Source organism: Streptococcus oralis (assembly GCF_001075675.1).
Lineage (GTDB): Bacteria > Bacillota > Bacilli > Lactobacillales > Streptococcaceae > Streptococcus > Streptococcus oralis_V.
The window spans coordinates 82,784-101,388 of record NZ_JUNW01000056.1; the positions used below are offsets into that span (position 1 = coordinate 82,784).

The 18,605-nt window shown below is 40.4% G+C and carries 9 protein-coding genes and 2 pseudogenes; 8 read left to right on the top strand and 3 right to left on the bottom strand.

The window, feature by feature from the left end:
• Positions 1 to 15 precede the first annotated feature (15 nt).
• From ADM50_RS09080 to ADM50_RS09090, 3 genes are all read right to left on the bottom strand, one after another.
• Positions 16 to 468 carry an NUDIX hydrolase gene (locus tag ADM50_RS09080; protein ID WP_049485413.1) on the bottom strand — a complete coding sequence of 151 codons (453 nt, stop codon included), beginning with the start codon at positions 466 to 468 and terminating at the stop codon, positions 16 to 18.
• A 130-nt stretch (positions 469 to 598) separates the two neighbouring features.
• A complete protein-coding gene (locus ADM50_RS09085) occupies positions 599 to 2,857 on the bottom strand; it encodes an ATP-dependent Clp protease ATP-binding subunit (protein ID WP_049485414.1) in 2,259 nt (752 codons plus the stop codon).
• A gap of 238 nt (positions 2,858 to 3,095) precedes the next feature.
• Positions 3,096 to 3,326, bottom strand: coding sequence for a DUF1797 family protein (locus tag ADM50_RS09090; protein ID WP_000443577.1), 231 nt, complete (start codon positions 3,324 to 3,326; stop codon positions 3,096 to 3,098).
• A gap of 192 nt (positions 3,327 to 3,518) precedes the next feature.
• Here ADM50_RS09090 and ADM50_RS09095 point away from each other — a divergent pair, with 192 nt between their 5' ends.
• The 8 genes and pseudogenes from ADM50_RS09095 to ADM50_RS09125 all read left to right on the top strand — a co-directional run.
• Complete coding sequence (locus tag ADM50_RS09095) at positions 3,519 to 4,202, top strand: amino acid ABC transporter permease (RefSeq protein WP_049485415.1); 684 nt, start codon at positions 3,519 to 3,521, stop codon at positions 4,200 to 4,202.
• Entirely contained in the window at positions 4,202 to 4,936 is a 735-nt protein-coding gene (locus ADM50_RS09100; protein WP_000140925.1) for an amino acid ABC transporter ATP-binding protein, read from the top strand. The genes ADM50_RS09095 and ADM50_RS09100 overlap by 1 nt, the downstream gene beginning before the upstream one ends.
• 33 nt (positions 4,937 to 4,969) lie before the next feature.
• Entirely contained in the window at positions 4,970 to 5,290 is a 321-nt protein-coding gene (locus tag ADM50_RS09105) for a TfoX/Sxy family protein (protein WP_049485416.1), read from the top strand.
• A 149-nt stretch (positions 5,291 to 5,439) separates the two neighbouring features.
• Entirely contained in the window at positions 5,440 to 6,297 is an 858-nt protein-coding gene (locus tag ADM50_RS09110; protein ID WP_049485417.1) for a bifunctional methylenetetrahydrofolate dehydrogenase/methenyltetrahydrofolate cyclohydrolase, read from the top strand.
• A gap of 4 nt (positions 6,298 to 6,301) precedes the next feature.
• Positions 6,302 to 7,075 (top strand): HAD hydrolase family protein, encoded by a 774-nt coding sequence (locus ADM50_RS09115; RefSeq protein ID WP_049485418.1) that lies wholly within the window; start codon positions 6,302 to 6,304, stop codon positions 7,073 to 7,075.
• Positions 7,076 to 7,418: 343 nt separating this feature from the next.
• Positions 7,419 to 14,528 (top strand): SIALI-17 repeat-containing surface protein, encoded by a 7,110-nt coding sequence (locus ADM50_RS09120; protein WP_049485419.1) that lies wholly within the window; start codon positions 7,419 to 7,421, stop codon positions 14,526 to 14,528.
• A 165-nt stretch (positions 14,529 to 14,693) separates the two neighbouring features.
• A pseudogene (locus tag ADM50_RS09790) lies at positions 14,694 to 14,759 on the top strand (YSIRK-type signal peptide-containing protein); the annotation flags it as partial.
• 300 nt (positions 14,760 to 15,059) lie between these two features.
• Positions 15,060 to 18,605: pseudogene (locus ADM50_RS09125) on the top strand (glycoside hydrolase family 84 protein); the annotation flags it as partial.

Below are 18,605 nucleotides of genomic sequence, written 5' to 3' on the forward strand. Positions count from 1 at the left end.
ATAAAATCGTGTATTTTAGTCAATTCCATGCTGGATTTTCCAAGCTTCTATTCCCCATTTATGGCTACCACGTTTGAGCTTTTCAATAGCCTCGTCAATAGGGAACCAAGCAATATGATTAAAATCTTCCAATGGTTTTTGTGCTTCTTTGAAAGAAATAGCTTCATAGAGATACGCTGGATTGTAGTAGTAGGTATCACGGTGGCGAGAGTAGAAATACTCATCAGCTTGTCCGTAATAGGTACCAATCTCAGCTGTAAAGCCAAGTTCTTCGATTAGTTCTCTCTTCAGTGCTTCTTGATGATCTTCGCCTACTTCAATTTCTCCACCTGGCAAGAACCAAGCACCATTGGGAGCTTGAACTAAGACAATTTGTTTTTTTTCTGCATCCGGAATAACTGCGTACACACCATAGCGGGGCTGGTAGGTTACATTCTCTTTTTTATCGCCAAAAGTTGGGTTTGCCATTGCATTTTCCTCATTCTCTAGTATCTTTATTATTATCATAATGGACGAGGGGCAAGCTGTCAAGGTTTTGCATTTATTTTAGTAAAAAAGGTGCAGAAAATGATAGACTTTCTGCACTTGTTATATAGATTTATTCTTCTATTTCAGAAGCAATCTCTTCTGTTTTCTCAGTTTTTTTGGCAGATTTGATTTGAATATTACCATTACTTGTCATAACTGCCTTGAGGGTTTTCTCACTTGGATTTTCAAGGTAGTAGTCTGTGATAGCATCTTCGATATGGTCTTGAATGGTGCGGCGGAGTGGACGCGCCCCCATTTTTGGATCATATCCCAAGTCAACCAACTTTTCCTTGACCTTGTCTGTCACATCGAGGTGGATATTGTTGCTAGAGAGGCGTTTGTTGACATCTGCAAGCATGAGTTCGACGATTTGGAGAAGGTTGTCCTTGCTGAGAGGTTTAAATTCGATGATGCCGTCAAAACGGTTCATAAACTCTGGACTAAAGAAGTTGCCGAGTTCACCGAGAACAGAGTTGGTTCGACCTTCACGAGCTGCCCCAAAACCAACGCTGGCTTCGGCCTTACCAGTACCCGCATTTGAGGTCATGATAATGATAGCATCCTTAAAGCTAACTGTTCGTCCTTGCCCATCTGTCAAACGACCATCGTCCAAGACTTGAAGGAACATGTGCATCACATCTGGGTGTGCTTTTTCAACTTCATCGAGAAGGATGAGTGAGTAAGGATTGCGACGAACTTTTTCCGTTAACTGACCAGCTTCATCATAGCCAACATAACCTGGAGGGGCACCGACTAATTTAGCCACACTGTGTTTTTCCATGTATTCACTCATATCAAAGCGAATCATGCTGTCAGCAGAACCAAAGAGCTCAATGGCTAGTTGTTTGGAAAGTTCTGTTTTACCAACACCAGTTGGTCCGACAAAGAGGAAGCTTCCGATTGGCCGGTTAGGAGTTCCAAGTCCAACACGATTACGACGGATTGCCTTGGCAATCTTATCGACAGCTTCATCTTGACCAATGACATGGGCCTTGAGGTCGTCTGCTAGATGGATAAGCTGAGATTGTTCTTTTTCTTTGAGTTCTCCAACAGGGATATTGGTTTTCTGCTCAATGATATGTTCAATAGTTTTCTCGCTGATGATTGGAGTATCCTGATCGGTCACCTTGTTCTTTTGCATTTCCTTGTACTTGGCAATCTGATCGCGGAAATAAGCAGCCTTTTCAAAGTCTTCCTCTCGTGTAGCTTGCGCCTTGAGATTTTCAGCTTCAATTAAACGCTGATCAATCACTTTAGGATCAACAAAGTTCAGTGTCAGATTCATCTTAGAACCAGCTTCATCCAACAGGTCAATAGCCTTGTCTGGCAAGAAGCGGTCTTGGATATAGCGGTTGGAAAGATTTGCAGCAGCTTCTATAGCCGCATCAGTATACTTGACGTGATGGTAGTCTTCGTATTTTTTTTGAACCCCTTTGAGGATGATAATGGTTTCTTCAACAGTTGGTTCATCTACCTTGACGGGCTGCATACGACGCTCTAGGGCAGCATCTTTTTCAATGATGCGGTATTCATTGAGAGTAGTGGCTCCGACCATTTGCAATTCACCACGGGCAAGGGCTGGTTTGAGGATATTTCCTGCATCCATATTGCCATCGCCAGCAGATCCTGCACCAACAATTTCATGGATTTCATCGATAAAGAGGATGATGTCCTCACGTTTGCGGATTTCTTCCATGAGTTTTTGCATACGTTCTTCAAATTGGCCTCGAATCCCTGTTCCTTGGACTAGACTGACCACATCCAGACGGATGACCTGTTTGCCTTGGAGTTTATGGGGAACATCGCCATCGACAATCTTCTGAGCTAGACCTTCAACAACGGCTGTTTTACCAACACCTGGTTCTCCGATAAGGACAGGATTGTTCTTGGTTCGACGGTTGAGGATTTCGATAACGCGGATAATCTCCTCATCTCGACCGATAACAGGGTCAATATCTCCCCGACGAGCAATCTCAGTAATATTGATACCATATTCCTCTAGGAGTCCTTTTTCTTGGCTAGGTGGTGTTTGAAGTGGACCGCGGTTTTGAGGCCCATAACCGCCGTTTCCTCCGTATCCCCCACCAGATTGAGTTGGAGGGACGTTATTAGAAGAAGGTTTGAAATTGTTCAAATCATTGAAAAAGTCGCCAAATGGATCAAAGTCATGATTGTTTAAGTCAGTCATTCCTTTAAAGAGGGTATTATTTGGATCTGTTTTGATAATTTTATAGCAATTTTGACAAAGATCAATTTGCTTTTGCTGTCCATTGATATTGGTATACAGATGAATTGTTGAGTCGTTTATTTTACAGTTTTGACAGAGCATACATCTACCTCATTTCATTCTTATTCTTGGCCTAAGAAAAAGGTCAAGAATAGTCAAAGTTTTTATACTCTCATTATAGCATGATTAAGGTGTAAAGCAAGTAAAAAGATTGGGAAGTGGTCGTTTTTAAAAGAAGGATTTATGGAGAATCCAGCGACATTGAAGGTAAGAAAAAATCCCATTTGTGGTGACAAAAAGGATTCTCATTCATCGGGACTTACTGCCCGTTGTTTTTATGTTAGTAAAGGAGTTCGTAGATCTCCATTGCAATCAAATCAATGCTATCAAAGGTATAAGTTTCACGAGCTTCTACATCGCGAAGGGTGAAGAGTGATCCGTTTTCTTCGTCGTGGCTGTATGCAACTTCTGCGACAACAACACCTTCACGTTCAAAATTACGTTTTAGATTTCCACCATCTTTTGTCATTGCTTCTAGGCGGTTAATGATTCTAACCAAATGTGATTCCATTTTGATTCTCCTCCATTTCTTATCGTTTCTATTTTACCATAAACAAGAGGTAGTTGACTAGAAAAAAACTGTGATTTCTCTCTATTTCTCTATTCTATCAAGTTAATTGGTAAAATTAGGGGAAAAAGGATTGCATTTTAATTCAATTCGTGTTATAATCATACAATCTAATACATAGAAAGTTGATTGAATATGAATTTTTCTTTTTTACCAAAGTATTTACCATATTTTAACTATGGTGCTCTGATTACCGTATTGATTTCCATCCTTGTCGTCTGCTTAGGGACCATTATAGGTGTGTTACTGGCCTTTGCCCAACGTTCACGCTTTAAACCGCTCGTTTGGTTTGCAAATGTGTATGTTTGGATCTTCCGTGGAACTCCGATGATGGTTCAAATAATGATTGCCTTTACTCTTATGCATATCAATGCTCCGACTATCCAAGTGGGAATTTTAGGAGTTGATCTTTCTCGTTTGATTCCTGGTATTCTGATTATTTCTATGAACAGTGGTGCTTACGTTTCAGAAACTGTTCGTGCGGGGATCAATGCGGTTCCTAAAGGGCAGTTAGAGGCCGCATATTCTTTAGGTATTCGTCCGAAAAATGCCATGCGTTATGTCATTTTGCCACAAGCTATCAAAAATATTCTTCCAGCTCTGGGAAATGAATTTATCACCATTATCAAGGATAGTTCCCTCTTGTCTGCGATTGGAGTGATGGAGTTGTGGAATGGTGCAACGACAGTAGCAACAACAACTTATTTACCGCTGACTCCTCTTTTATTTGCAGCCTTTTACTATTTGATTATGACCTCTGTTTTGACAGTGGCGTTGAAAGCATTTGAAAAACATATTGGACAAGGAGACAAGAAATAATGACAGAAACCTTGATTAAAATTGAAGAACTACATAAGTCTTTTGGGAAAAATGAAGTTTTAAAAGGCATCAATCTTGAGATTAAACGTGGAGAAGTTGTGGTCATTATCGGTCCGTCAGGTAGCGGGAAATCAACTCTCCTTCGTTCGATGAATCTCCTTGAAGAAGCAAGTAAAGGCAAGGTTATCTTTGAAGGAGTTGATATCACAGATAAGAAAAATGATCTTTTTGCTATGCGTGAAAAGATGGGTATGGTATTCCAACAATTCAACCTCTTTCCCAATATGACAGTGATGGAAAATATCACTTTGTCACCAATTAAAACCAAAGGTGAAAGCAAGGAAGTTGCGGAGAAAAGAGCACAGGAACTGTTAGAAAAAGTTGGCTTGCCAGATAAGGCGACGGCTTATCCTCAGAGTTTATCAGGTGGTCAGCAACAACGGATTGCCATTGCACGTGGACTTGCTATGGAACCAGATGTTTTGCTTTTTGATGAGCCGACTTCAGCCCTAGATCCTGAGATGGTTGGAGAAGTTCTAGCTGTTATGCAAGACCTTGCCAAGTCAGGGATGACTATGGTGATTGTGACTCATGAAATGGGCTTTGCGCGTGAGGTAGCAGACCGTGTTATCTTTATGGCGGATGGGGTTGTTGTCGAAGATGGAACACCAGAGGAGATTTTCGATCAAACAAAAGAACAACGGACCAAGGAATTTTTGAGTAAGGTTTTGTAAGACCTCATTTTTAGAAGAAATGGAGTAGGTATCATGGCTTCCAGTAAAGAATATTTAAACTTTATTCTCGAACAGCTATCAGAGCTAGAGGAGATGAGTTATCGTCCAATGATGGGAGAGTATATCCTTTATTATCGTGGGAAGATTATTGGGGGAATCTATGATAATCGTTTGTTACTGAAGCCTGTGAAGCTGGTCATGGATCAACTGGGACAGACTAGGCTTGAACGTCCTTATGAAGGAGCTAAGGAGATGATTTTACTAGAAGAACTTGAAGATAAGTCATTTCTAGCGAGACTAATCAAGGAGATGTATGAAGTCTTACCGGCTCCAAAAGTTAAAAAGAAAGCATAACAGATTTACCTAATATCAATAGGAACTAAAAGCTCGACAAGAGCTTTTTCTTATAGTTTCAAACTATAAGGTCTATTAGTCAGGAAGTGTTAGAATGGCAAGTTATTTTTTGATATAATAGAGGATATTTGATAGAAAAGAGAAGAGATATGGCACAGATTATCGATGGGAAGGCTCTTGCGGCTAAGTTACAAGAACAGTTGGCTGAGAAGACGGCTAAACTAAAAGAAGAAACAGGTCTAGTTCCAGGGTTGGTAGTAATTTTGGTTGGGGACAATCCTGCCAGTCAAGTCTACGTTCGCAACAAGGAACGTTCAGCTCTTGCTGCAGGATTCCGTAGTGAAGTAGTGCGAGTTCCAGAGACCATTACCCAAGCGGAATTGTTAGACTTGATTGCCAAATACAATCAAGATCCAGCTTGGCATGGGATTTTGGTTCAATTACCTTTGCCAAAACATATTGACGAAGAGGCAGTTTTATTAGCTATTGACCCCGAAAAAGACGTGGATGGTTTCCATCCCCTAAACATGGGTCGCCTCTGGTCTGGTCATCCAGTTATGATTCCTTCAACACCTGCAGGAATTATGGAAATGTTTCATGAATATGGGATTGATCTAGAAGGTAAAAATGCGGTTGTCATCGGTCGTTCAAATATTGTTGGAAAACCGATGGCTCAGCTTCTTTTAGCCAAGAATGCGACTGTGACTTTGACTCACTCACGCACCCATCATCTTGCCAAGGTTGCTGCTAAGGCAGATATCCTTGTCGTAGCTATTGGTCGCGCCAAGTTTGTGACTGCTGACTTTGTCAAACCAGGAGCGGTTGTCATTGACGTTGGGATGAACCGAGATGAAAATGGCAAGCTTTGTGGAGATGTTGATTATGATGCTGTTGCACCACTTGCTAGTCATATCACACCTGTACCGGGTGGAGTTGGTCCTATGACGATTACCATGCTAATGGAGCAAACCTATCAGGCAGCGCTTCGAACACTAAACAAGGACTAGAAAGATGAAATTCGTATTTGACCTGGATGGAACGCTATCTTTTGACTACATGACCATAGACGAGGAGATTCAGCAGGTTCTTTTAAAGGCTGAAGATTATGGGCATGAGCTTGTGTTTGCCTCAGCCCGCTCTTATCGGGATTGCTTGGGTTTATTAGGCCCTGAACTCAGTCAGCGCTTGGTCATAGGGTTGAATGGTGGCGTAGCCTATCATTTAGGGAAGGCTATCTTCGAAAGGAATCTCGATGCTAAAGTTTATCAGGCGCTAGTGGATTATTGCCAGACTTATAATCTCCCTTTCTTTGTAGATGATTGCTTTGACTATAGTGGACAGATTGTAGAGAAGATTCCATTTTTCTCCAGTGTGGATCCCCTAAAGGTGGCTCGTCATCAGAAACTTGAGGACTTGGGTACTCCGATTAAGGTAGTCGTTTATATGGGTGACCATGAGGATTTGCTTGATGATCTACTTGGTCAGCTAGAAAGACTAGGACAGGCTCATCTCTCCTATCATGCGCATGAAAAGTGCCTTTATGTTAATCCCTTGGATACTCATAAGGCGACAACTGTTGAAAAATTATGTGGGGAGAACTTCATAGCTTTTGGAAATGACCAAAACGATATTGAACTATTTAAAACGTCGCTCTATTCAGTCCAGATAGGAGATTTTGCTGGCCTTACTCCATATGCAGATGACACGTTAGAGCTTAAAGGAGCTCCTTCTCCAGCAGTTGCTGCTAAAATCTTACAGACTTTTGCGGAATTTAAGGGAAAATAGTGTAGAAGGAGGTTCGCCTTCTTTTTATGTAGAGTAATGCAGTCTATAAACTATAAATTTGAAGTTTTAAAAAGATATTAATGGAATTCAATTTGTAGTAGAAAGAGTCTAGAACCGAAAGCTATTTTCATTGCAACTATTCCTTTTAAATGACCCCTTCTTATATATCATTTTATTGGGTTAAATTAATGGAAAATAATTGCAATTTAAGGTGCTTTTTGATATATTTAATATATAAAATATATTATAAAACTTGGTACATGTTTGTGTATTCAGAAGGAGGTTATTTTTTAAAATAAAGTAAGCGCTTACTTTGTATCAAGAAAAAGAAATGAGGATTTTAATGAACAAAAGACTTTTTGATAAACGTTGTCATTATAGCATTCGTAAATTTGCAATAGGTGCGGCATCTGTAATGATTGGGGCTAGTATATTTGGTATTTCTGCTGTACAAGCTGAGGAGGTGGATTCATCCAATGCTAAAACAGAAGAAACAACTGTTCATCAAGCTCAACCTTTAGATAAGCTTCCCGATGATGTGGTAGCTGCTATTGCAAAGGCTGATGAGAATGGTGGGCGTGAGTTTGTAAAACCAAAAGCTGAATCGGCAGAAGACAAAGTGACTAAGGATACAGAACCTACTACACCTACTAACGAGAGTAGTCGTGAATTGGTTAGTCCTAAAGGGGAAACTCCAAATAAAGTAGAAGAAGGAAACAAGGCTGATAACAAACAGAAATCTGAAGAGGCAAATCCAAAGCCTGTTGAATCTGCAGTAACAGCTGGAACAGAAGTGAAAGAGGATTCTAAAAAAACTTCTGAAAAGGACCAAGTGAAAGCAGACACAGAGATTAAACCTTCTTCTGAAAAATCGCAAGTGCTGTCTAGAGAGTCAAACAAAGCCGAAGTTGAAAAGGAAAAACAGCTATTATCGGAACGAAAACAAGATTTTAATAAAGATTGGTATTTTAAACTAAATGCCCAAGGAGATTTTTCAAAAAAAGATGTGGATGTTCATGATTGGTCTAAATTGAATCTTCCTCATGATTGGAGTATTTATTTTGACTTTGATCACAAGTCTCCCGCTCGTAATGAAGGTGGGCAGTTAAATGGTGGAACAGCTTGGTATCGTAAGACTTTCATATTAGACGAAGCAGACAAGAATAAGGATGTTCGTATCAATTTTGATGGGGTTTACATGGATTCAAAGGTCTATGTAAATGGTAAATTTGTCGGACATTATCCAAGTGGCTATAATCATTTTTCATATGATATTACAGAATTTTTAAACAAGGATGGTAGTGAAAATTCAATTACTGTTCAAGTGACCAATAAGCAACCAAGTAGTCGTTGGTATTCAGGAAGTGGGATTTATCGTGATGTAACCCTTAGTTATCGTGATAAAGTCCATGTTGCCGAAAATGGTAATCATATCACTACTCCAAAACTTGCTGAGCAAAAAGAAGGGAATGTTGAAACACAGGTTCAAAGTAAGATTAAAAATACGGATAAGAAGGCTGCTAAAGTCTTTGTGGAACAACAAATTTTTACTAAGGAAGGTAAGGTTGTTTCAGAATTAGTCCGCTCTGAAACGAAGAATTTAGCAGAAAATGAAACTGCAGATTTCAGACAAACAATCCTAGTTAATAAACCAACTCTTTGGACGACAAAAAGTTATCATCCTCAACTGTATGTGTTGAAAACAAAGGTTTATAAAGAAGGTCAACTAGTTGATGTAACAGAAGATACATTTGGTTACCGTTATTTCAATTGGACTGCTAAGGAAGGTTTCTCTCTGAATGGTGAACGCATGAAATTCCACGGAGTCAGTATTCACCATGACAATGGAGCCTTGGGGGCAGAAGAGAATTATAAGGCTACCTATCGTAAATTAAAACTCTTGAAAGATATGGGGGTTAACTCTATTCGAACAACCCACAATCCAGCGAGTCCTCAGTTGCTTGATGCTGCAGCTAGTTTAGGTCTTTTGGTTCAAGAGGAAGCTTTTGATACTTGGTATGGTGGCAAGAAGACTTACGACTATGGACGGTTCTTTGATCAAGATGCAACTCATCCGGAGGCTAAGAAGGGTGAGAAGTGGTCTGATTTTGATCTCAGAACAATGGTAGAACGTGATAAGAACAATCCGTCTATCGTCATGTGGTCTCTTGGAAATGAGGTAGAGGAGGCAAATGGTAGTCCTCGTTCTATCGAAACTGCTAAACGATTGAAGGCAGTTATCAAAGCGATTGATACTGAGCGTTATGTAACCATGGGGGAAAACAAATTTAGTCGTGCAGCGACAGGTGATTTCTTGAAACTCGCAGAAATTATGGATGCTGTCGGTATGAACTATGGTGAACGTAATTATGATGCTGTTCGTAGAGCGCATCCAGACTGGCTCATTTATGGTTCTGAAACCTCTTCAGCTACTAGGACGCGTGATTCTTATTATAACCCTGCTCAAATCCTTGGACATGACAATCGTCCAAATCGTCACTATGAACAATCTGACTATGGTAATGACCGTGTTGGATGGGGAAGAACAGCTACTGAATCATGGACTTTTGACCGTGATCGTGCTGGCTATGCTGGACAATTTATCTGGACAGGAATTGACTATATTGGAGAACCGACTCCATGGCATAACCAAGATAGTACACCTGTCAAGAGCTCTTACTTTGGTATTATTGATACAGCTGGTTTACCAAAGAATGATTTCTACCTTTACCGTAGTGAATGGTATAGTGCTAAAGAAAAGCCAACTGTTCGCATTTTACCACATTGGAACTGGACTGAAGAGACCCTTAAGGATCGCAAGATGCTGATTGATGGAAAGGTTCCGGTTCGTACCTTCTCAAATGCTGCAAGCGTCGAATTGTTCTTAAATGGAGAGTCGCTTGGTAAAAAGGAATTTACTAAGAAAAGGACAGAAGATGGACGTCCATATCATGAGGGAGCTAAACCAAGTGAATTGTATCTTGAGTGGCTTGTGAAATACCAACCAGGCACACTGACTGCGATTGCTCGAGATGAAAATGGCAACGAAATTGCGCGTGATAGTGTGACAACTGCTGGGGAGCCAGCAAGAGTTCGTCTGACTAAAGAAGAGCATGTTATCACTGCAGATGGAAAGGACCTATCCTACATCCATTATGAAATTGTTGATGGCGATGGTAATGTGGTTCCTACAGCTAACAATCTTGTTCATTTCAATCTTCATGGTCAGGGACAAATCGTTGGTGTAGATAATGGAGAACAAGCTAGTCGTGAACGCTACAAAGCTCAAGCAGATGGAACATGGCAAAGACGTGCTTTCAATGGTAAAGGGGTTGTCATTGTAAAATCAACAGAAAAAGAAGGTAAATTTACTCTTTATGCAGATTCTGCTGGTTTGACATCTGATAGCGCAACGGTCGCAACGGTGTCTGGTAAGAAAGAAAATCGTCACTTTGTAGCCTTTGCTCCTGTAAAAGCAACAACTGATGTGACGACAAATCCTGAATTGCCTCAAACAGTAACAGCTATTTATAGCGACGGTAGTGTTGAGGAAAAGACTGTAACATGGGACGTGCCAGCTGACTTGCTTACAAGCGCAGGTGAGAAAAAAGTATCTGGACGTGTAGAAGGTTTGGAAACCAAAGCTGAGGCACTTGTAAAAGTGATTGCTTTAGATAGATGGTTACCAAAAGTTGTTACAGTACCAGTTGGTACAACTGCAGCTGATTTGGATAAAACGGTCACAGCTGTTCTGACAGATGGTAGTTTGATTGATACAGATGTTGTTTCTTGGATTTTGAAAGATCCTGCTGCTTTAACCAAGGAAGGAGGACGTACGGAGGCTACTGGTAAATTGGTAGATGACGACCGTGAAGTAACTGCAACCTTTATCGCAAGTAGTAAGGAAACAACAAGTAGCATTACAGGACTTACTGTTGGGGATAAAGCTCTGGAAAACTTCGAGTCTGGCAAGACTTATTACCGTGTATCCCTTCCTTACACTGGAACAATTCCAAGTGTTGGAGCTCAGACTACCGGATATCAAGTAACTGTTCAGCAAGCTTCTGCTGATAATGGTTATCAGGCTTCGGTCTTCTTGAGCGACCAAAAGGGTGACTTGGTTCAAACTTACTTAATTCAGTTTGTGAAGGAAGCTCCTGCCTTGAAACGTTTGGAAGTAGTTGTAGAAGGAAAAGAAACTGCTACAGAAGATCAAGTCTTAACTTATCGTGTCATTGGTAGTTATGAGGATGGTTCACAAACAGAATTTTCAGCATCAGATATTCACTTAGAAGCTAAGGCATCTGATGGTGGGTATCTTGAGGTGAATGGTCAGAACCTATTGCTCTATACTAAGGGAAGAGTGACTTTGAAACCTCGAATCGATAATCAAACAGAGAAAACAGAATCTGTAACTACTGAAGTGGTGATTAAAGAAAATAAAGTCAGCAAGAAGATTGTGAAACTTCATCCTGTATCTGTTTCTACAGATATTAATCAGCAACCGAATCTACCTAAAGAAGTTGGAGCAGAATTTGATAAGGGCTTGCCACGCAAAGTATCTGTAACTTGGGACAAGGTGGATGAAAAAGAATTGGGGCATTATCATAGCTTTACACTTAAAGGACATGTAGAAGGCACAGACATTGAAGCTCAAGCAACGGTGACAGTTGAAGGTTTACAAGTTGCAGAGGAAATCAGCCTTACTCTTCCTAAGGGTGAGACAGTTCAATTGCCAGCCAATGTGCGTGCTTACCATTCTAACGGAACAACTATCTACAAAGATGTAGTTTGGGATCAGGTTCCAGCCAACTTTAGTCAAACTGAAGGAGTCTATGAAATCAATGGTCGCTTAGTAGGTAGCAATTTAACCACTAAAGCTCATGTTCGAGTGTCTAGTCAAGTTGTTGCTGGAAATAATATCTCTAAACAATGGACAGGTTCGCAATTGCCAGCTGCCATTGTATCCAATACAGGAGGAGATGACTCAGCTAATACCTTGAACGACCTGACTGTGTCAAGAACGCCAACAGACGCTAAAAATAGATGGACTACTTGGAGAACAAATACTGATAATGACTGGGCTTCTATCTTGTTTGGTAATTCAGGAGATTTGACGAAACGTTTTGTCAACAATTTATCAGTTGATTTCTATACTGATGGAGCAATTGGTCTTCCAAAAGAATATGTAGTTGAATATTATGTAGGTAAAGAAATTCCAGATTTACCAAGTGATGTCAGCAATGCTCAGCGTGATAGCAATCATCCATTTAATAATCCAGAAAATTGGAAAGCAGTTGAGAACTTGCATGCTCCAGGTCAGCTATCTGCAACTCAAACAAATCACTTCACATTTGACAAGGTAGAAACTTATGCTGTTCGTATTCGTATGAAGAAGGCTGATGGAACATCAGGTGTTGGTCTGACAGAGCTAACTGTCCTTGGAAATAAGGTAGTAAGCTCTACAAGTTCAGAGATTTCTATCAAGGTAGATGGCAAGGAACTTGAACACTTTAATCCATCTAAGACTGATTACTATATTCCTCAATCTAGCAAACAAATCACTGCAACAGCTAGCAATAATGGTTTGGTAACAGTTGTGCCTGCAACTAGTCCAAAAGGTGCAACACGTCTCATCTTAAAAGCAGAAGATGGTACGGTATTGAAAGAATATCGAATCTTCCGCAATGATGAGAGAGAAACTAGTCAACCGCTTGCTGCAGAAAATGGTGCTAAAATCTTGAATGTTGGAGACAATCTTCAACTTCCTTCAGAGGTAGGCGTTTATTACCCAACTTCAACTACTTGGACTACAGAAAAACTTGCAGTGAAGTGGGATGCTATTCCTGAACATGCGACAGAGCATGAGGGAACATTTGAAGTTACCGGTCATGTCATTGGTACAAATCTAACCACTAAAATGCAGGTGACAGTTGTTTCTAAAGGCAATCAAGTCATTTCAGAAAATCCAAACAACAATGAAACGGATTCTAAAGCCTTTGCTTCGACAACGAACGATACACAAGCAGCTTCACATGATAGAATTTTCTATATCAATGATGGAAAATACAATGAAGATGGACGTTGGACAAACTGGTCTCGTACTCCGAAAAATCAAGAAACTTCTGTTGGATTACTCTTTAAGAAGGATGGAAAAATTACTTCTCAATCTATTGGAAAAGTAGCCATTCAGTTCTTTAAAGATAGTGGCACAGATGCTCCAGAGAAAATGGTTCTAGAAAGATATATTGGTCCTGCCTTTACAGAACCAAGTACGATTTCTCGTTATGAAGAAAATGCTGACCATCCATTCAACAAGGCAGAAAATTGGGCACCAATTCCTTACAAAGTTTCTGGAGAATTAGTAGCTGGTAAACCAATTGAGTTTAACTTTGAACCGGTTCAAGCGACAGCTATTCGTGCCCGCATGACTCGTAAGGCTACTACTAATGGCCTAGCGCTTGTAGAATTTACAGCCTACTCTGCAGGCAAGGGAGCAGAAGTCGAAACACCATCAGCGACTATTTCGATTGATGGAAAAGCATTGGAAAACTTTGATCCAAATGTGACAGAGTACACCTTAACAACAATGGGATCCAAACCAAAAGTCACTGCGACAACTAGTGGACACGGAGTAGTTACAGTTGTAGATCATGGAAATACAAATCTTCCAACACTTGTTCGTCTTGTTTCCAAAGATGGGAATCTAGTGAAAGAATATCGTTTACACTTTAAGTCTACCTTCCAAACAACACCGACAGAAGGCGTTAAGAACTTAGTTGCAGAAGTTCCAAGTTTGGAAATTGAAAAGACTCCACTTCCGTTTAAAGAAGTTATTCGTGAAATCCCTGAGCTTGCTCAAGGTAAACGTCGTGTAGTTTCTGAAGGACAAGATGGAGAAAAAGTTGACTATATTCAAGTATCAGGAACTACTAGAACTCTTGTTCATACTGAACAAAGAAAAGCTCAAGATCGTATTATTGAGGTAGGAGTAAAACCATCTATTTCAAATAGTAAGGGTGAGGAGCCTACGCCAGTCAACGAAGTTCCAGAATTCAAAGGCGGTGCTAACTTTGTAGAAGCAGCAGTCAACGAAGTTCCAGAATACACAGGAATTCTTGCCACTGTAGGAGATCAAGCAGCACCAAGCGTTGAGAAACCTGAATTTAAGGGTGGTGTTAATGCTGTAATGGCTCTAGAACATAAACTTCCAGAGTACCGTGGTGTTCTAGCCACAGTAGGTGACCAACCAGCACCGACAGTAGAAAAACCAGAGTTTAAGCTAAGTTCATTAGACAAGGCTCAAACTCAAGAAGTGCCAGTTCAAGTTGCCAAGGAAGACAAGAGATTACCAGAAACTGGTGAGGGAGAATCTGAGACAGCCCTCTTCTTGGCAGGTGTTACCTTGGCCTTGTCAGCAGCCCTATTAACTGCAAAACGAAAAGAGGATTAGTTTGTGCGTCTAATGCTATCCTATTGGTATAGCTTGGTCGATGATAAAAAATCACATCGATAAATGAGTTGAAGAGATGGAGAGGACCGATTAGGCCTCTCCGTCTTTACTAGTAAAAATGGAATCGTTTACTTTCGTGTTTGGATGAAAGGAGATAAGATAAAGATGGATAAAAATTTTTTCAATAAACGTTGTCATTACAGTATTCGTAAATTCGCTATTGGAGTAGCTTCTATTATGATTGGTGCCAGTATCTTTGGTGTTAATTTAGTAGAGGCAGCAGAAACAGGTAATGTAGGAGATAAAGAGGGAACTATAACTCAAGCTCAGCCATTGGAAAAGTTACCTGATGAACTTGCAGCAGTTTTGAAGAAAGCAGAAGAAAATGCTGGGAAGGAAGCTAGCTCGACAGTTGGAAATGGAGAAACTACAGGAACGATTGGTTCTACTGATTCGACAAATAATCTTAAACCAGCTGAAGCACCTAGAATTCCAGAGAATGAAACAAAGCCGTCTGAAGCCATGAGTGGAGAACAAAATGATAAAGAAATCGCTAAACCTAGTCAACCAATTACACCTGAAACTCCAAAAGTAGAGCAAACAGGTGATGGAACAGTTGAATTGGCCAATCAATTTACGGCAAGCAAACCAGCTAGCGAAGCCAGTATTGAAGCTGCCAGCAAGAGCTCAGACTATCTCAAAAAAGAGTACAAGGTCTTTCCAACTCCACAAAAAGTGACTTATGGAGAAGGTGTCACAGCCCTTCGTAAGCAAGTCAATCTGGTAATGGGCGATCAACTCGATATCTATACTCGCAATCGCTTGAAGAGCGTTTTGCAGGACAATCAAGTATCTTACAAAACTAGTAAAACGACCGTTTCTGGCACAACTAATATCTATCTTGGAGTGCATGGACAAGGTTCACAAGCAGAACAAAACTTGTCCAAAGTTTCCGCAGGTCTCTTTGACAAAATTGATGCTTATGCTCTGACCATCAAGGACAACTATATCTCCATCGTCGGAAAAGACACAGATGCGGTCTTTTATGGTTTGACAACCTTGAAACATATGCTCAAGGAAAGTCAAGTGCCAGTCCTTCGCAATGTGACAGTGGAAGATTACGCTGAAATCAAGAACCGTGGGTTTATCGAAGGTTACTATGGAAATCCATGGTCTAATGAAAATCGTAAAGAATTGATGCGTTATGGAAGTGAATTGAAGTTAACTCAATACTATTTCGCACCAAAAGATGATCCATACCACAATAAGAAATGGCGTGAACTTTACCCAGAAGAAAAACTGGCTGAAATCCGAGAACTTGCACGTGTCGGTAATCAAACGAAAACACGTTATGTTTGGACCATCCATCCATTTATGAACAATCGTATCCGCTTTGGCAATGAAGCGCATTACCAGGCTGATCTTGCAACCATAAAGGCTAAGTTTACTCAGTTGTTGGACGTGGGAGTGCGTGAATTTGGTGTGCTTGCAGATGATGCACCAAGCCCAGTTGGTGGTTACCATAGTTATGTTCGCTTGATGAAGGATATCACAAATTGGTTGACTGAAAAACAAACAACATACAGTGGTCTCCGTAAAGATATGATTTTTGTTCCTGCCTGGTACATGGGGCAAGGAACTGAAGCTGAACTTCGAACCTTGAATGAACATCTTCCTGAAAATGTCCATTTAACTCTTACTGGTGGAAAGGTCTGGGGGGCTGTTGACCAAACATTCTTAACGAACTTAAAGAAAAATTTAACAGAAGGTGGTAAGACTTACCGTCCAATTCAGTTCTGGATTAACTGGCCATGTAATGATAATACAAAACCCCACCTAATTCTTGGAGGTGGTGAAAAATTCTTACATCCAAATGTTGATTTATCACTTGCACAAGGAATTATGCTAAATCCAATGCAACAATCTGAAGCATCTAAAGTGGCACTTTTTGATATGGCTCAGTATGGATGGAAACAATGGAGAAGTGTAGAAGAAGCAGAACAAATCAACGATATGGCCTTTAACTATGTAGTTAATGATCATTTTGAAGAAAGCAGTGTTTCGAAGGCTTTTCGAGAACTCGGAAAACACATGCGCAATCAAAATAGACCTCCCCATGTCACTAAATTAGAAGAGTCTGTAGAATTGGCTCCAAAATTGACAGAATTCTATAACAAACTCAAATCTGGTCAAAATCTGGATACTGAAAGAAAAGAGTTGAGGGAAATTTTTGCTGGTTTGAAAGCCAATGCTCTATTACTTAAAGAAAAAGGTGATCAGAAATTAATCGAACAAATTCACTATTGGTTAGAGAATACAGTAGATCAAATGAACGCGCTTGAAGCTTTCCTAACAGCTACAGAAGGTCTTACTGAAAAGAATGATGCCAAGGTGTGGGAGTATTATCACGCCGGAGTCAAACATTATGACCAGTCAGTTAAGTATGCCTTCTTTTACGTTGACCATTATGAATACGCAGAATTTGGTGTCCAACATATTCGACCATTTATCAATAATCTCAAAGAATACTTAGCCTTACATATCCAAGCAATGTTGAATCCAGATAAATTTGTGACAACATTTATTACGAATCGTGCTGGAATAGAAGGCGGATTGAAAGAAGTCACAGATGGTGACTTTGATACACATGTGATTGCCAAAACAACCATTGTGATTGAGAGAGGCGATTATGTAGGCTTGCGCTTTAATAAGGCAATTAAAATACACAAATTAGGTTTCGCTACGGGTACTAATACGGCCGATAATTATACCTTTAGTAATGCTCTTGTTGAGTATCAAAATGAACATGGAGAATGGGTAGCCATAACGAGCCCCGCTTATACTGGTAGAGAACGTATTCTGGAATTTAATGACCTCGATATCACAGCTCAAGCTGTTCGTATGATAGCAACAGCTAAGAAGGATAATGCTTGGCTTGCCATGCGTGAAATTGCTGTTAACAGCCCCCTAGAATTGGGTAGTAAGAAGGTTAGGGGCACTATTAGTTTAAGTCCAAACCTTGTTTACAAATATGGAACAAGTGTTGTTCAGATGCAAGATGGTCGAGAAAACACAGAATCCATGATGGCACATGTTGATCAGACCAATGTCACACCAGCGCAAGCCTGGGTAAAAATGGACTTAGGTGGGCTGCACAAAGTAAAACGAGTTCATCTGATGCAAGGGGAACGAGACAAACTAGCATCTGGTGTCATCGAATATTCTGCAGATGGTACAAATTGGACAACGCTTCAAAATTTATCAGGGCAACGAACTTCTGATATTGTGAAAGAATTTACAACTCGTTTTGTTCGCATTCGCAATGCACAAACCTTAAATAAGTGGTGGAGAATTGCGGAATTTACAGTAGATGTCGATAGTCCAAATCTTGACTTAACAGACACCAACGTTGATGCCTTGAAGGAAACGCCGGTAGTGGATAGCTTGGGACATTATGAACTTCAAATTCCAGCTGGAACCAAACTCCCTGCTCATAGCTATCTAGGTATGAAACTTGACCGTATCCATCAAATCAAGAGCATCCAGCTCAAAGGTCAGGCCAACCCAGCTCTTAGTCTTGAGTACTCTGCAAATGCTCAAGAATGGATGCCAGCTAGCCAGTTGACTGATAGATCTGCAGCAAGCCACTTAGTACGTTATGTGCGTTTGGTCAACAAAACAGATCAGGAGCAAGCTGTGACAGCCACTTCTCTCCTTGTGACGACCAAAGAAGTGCAACCAACCAAACTAGAATCTACAACAATGGGCATTCATCCAACATACGGAAGCAATGATGTTCGTAAGCTGAACAACCTAGATCAACTATTTGACGGTGTTTATAACAACTTCGTTGAGTTTTCAGACTACGCCCATAAAGATGGTCACGTAACCTTGAAACTTGGTAGCGAACGTACCATCAAGAAGATTAGAGCCTACATCCAAGACGGAACTCAAAACTACCTTCGTGATGGTAAGATCCAAGTCAGCCAAGACGGTAAAACTTGGACTGATGTCGTGACAGTAGGAGATGGTGTGGCCAATAGCACACACGATGATTCATTGACAGATGGTTGGACA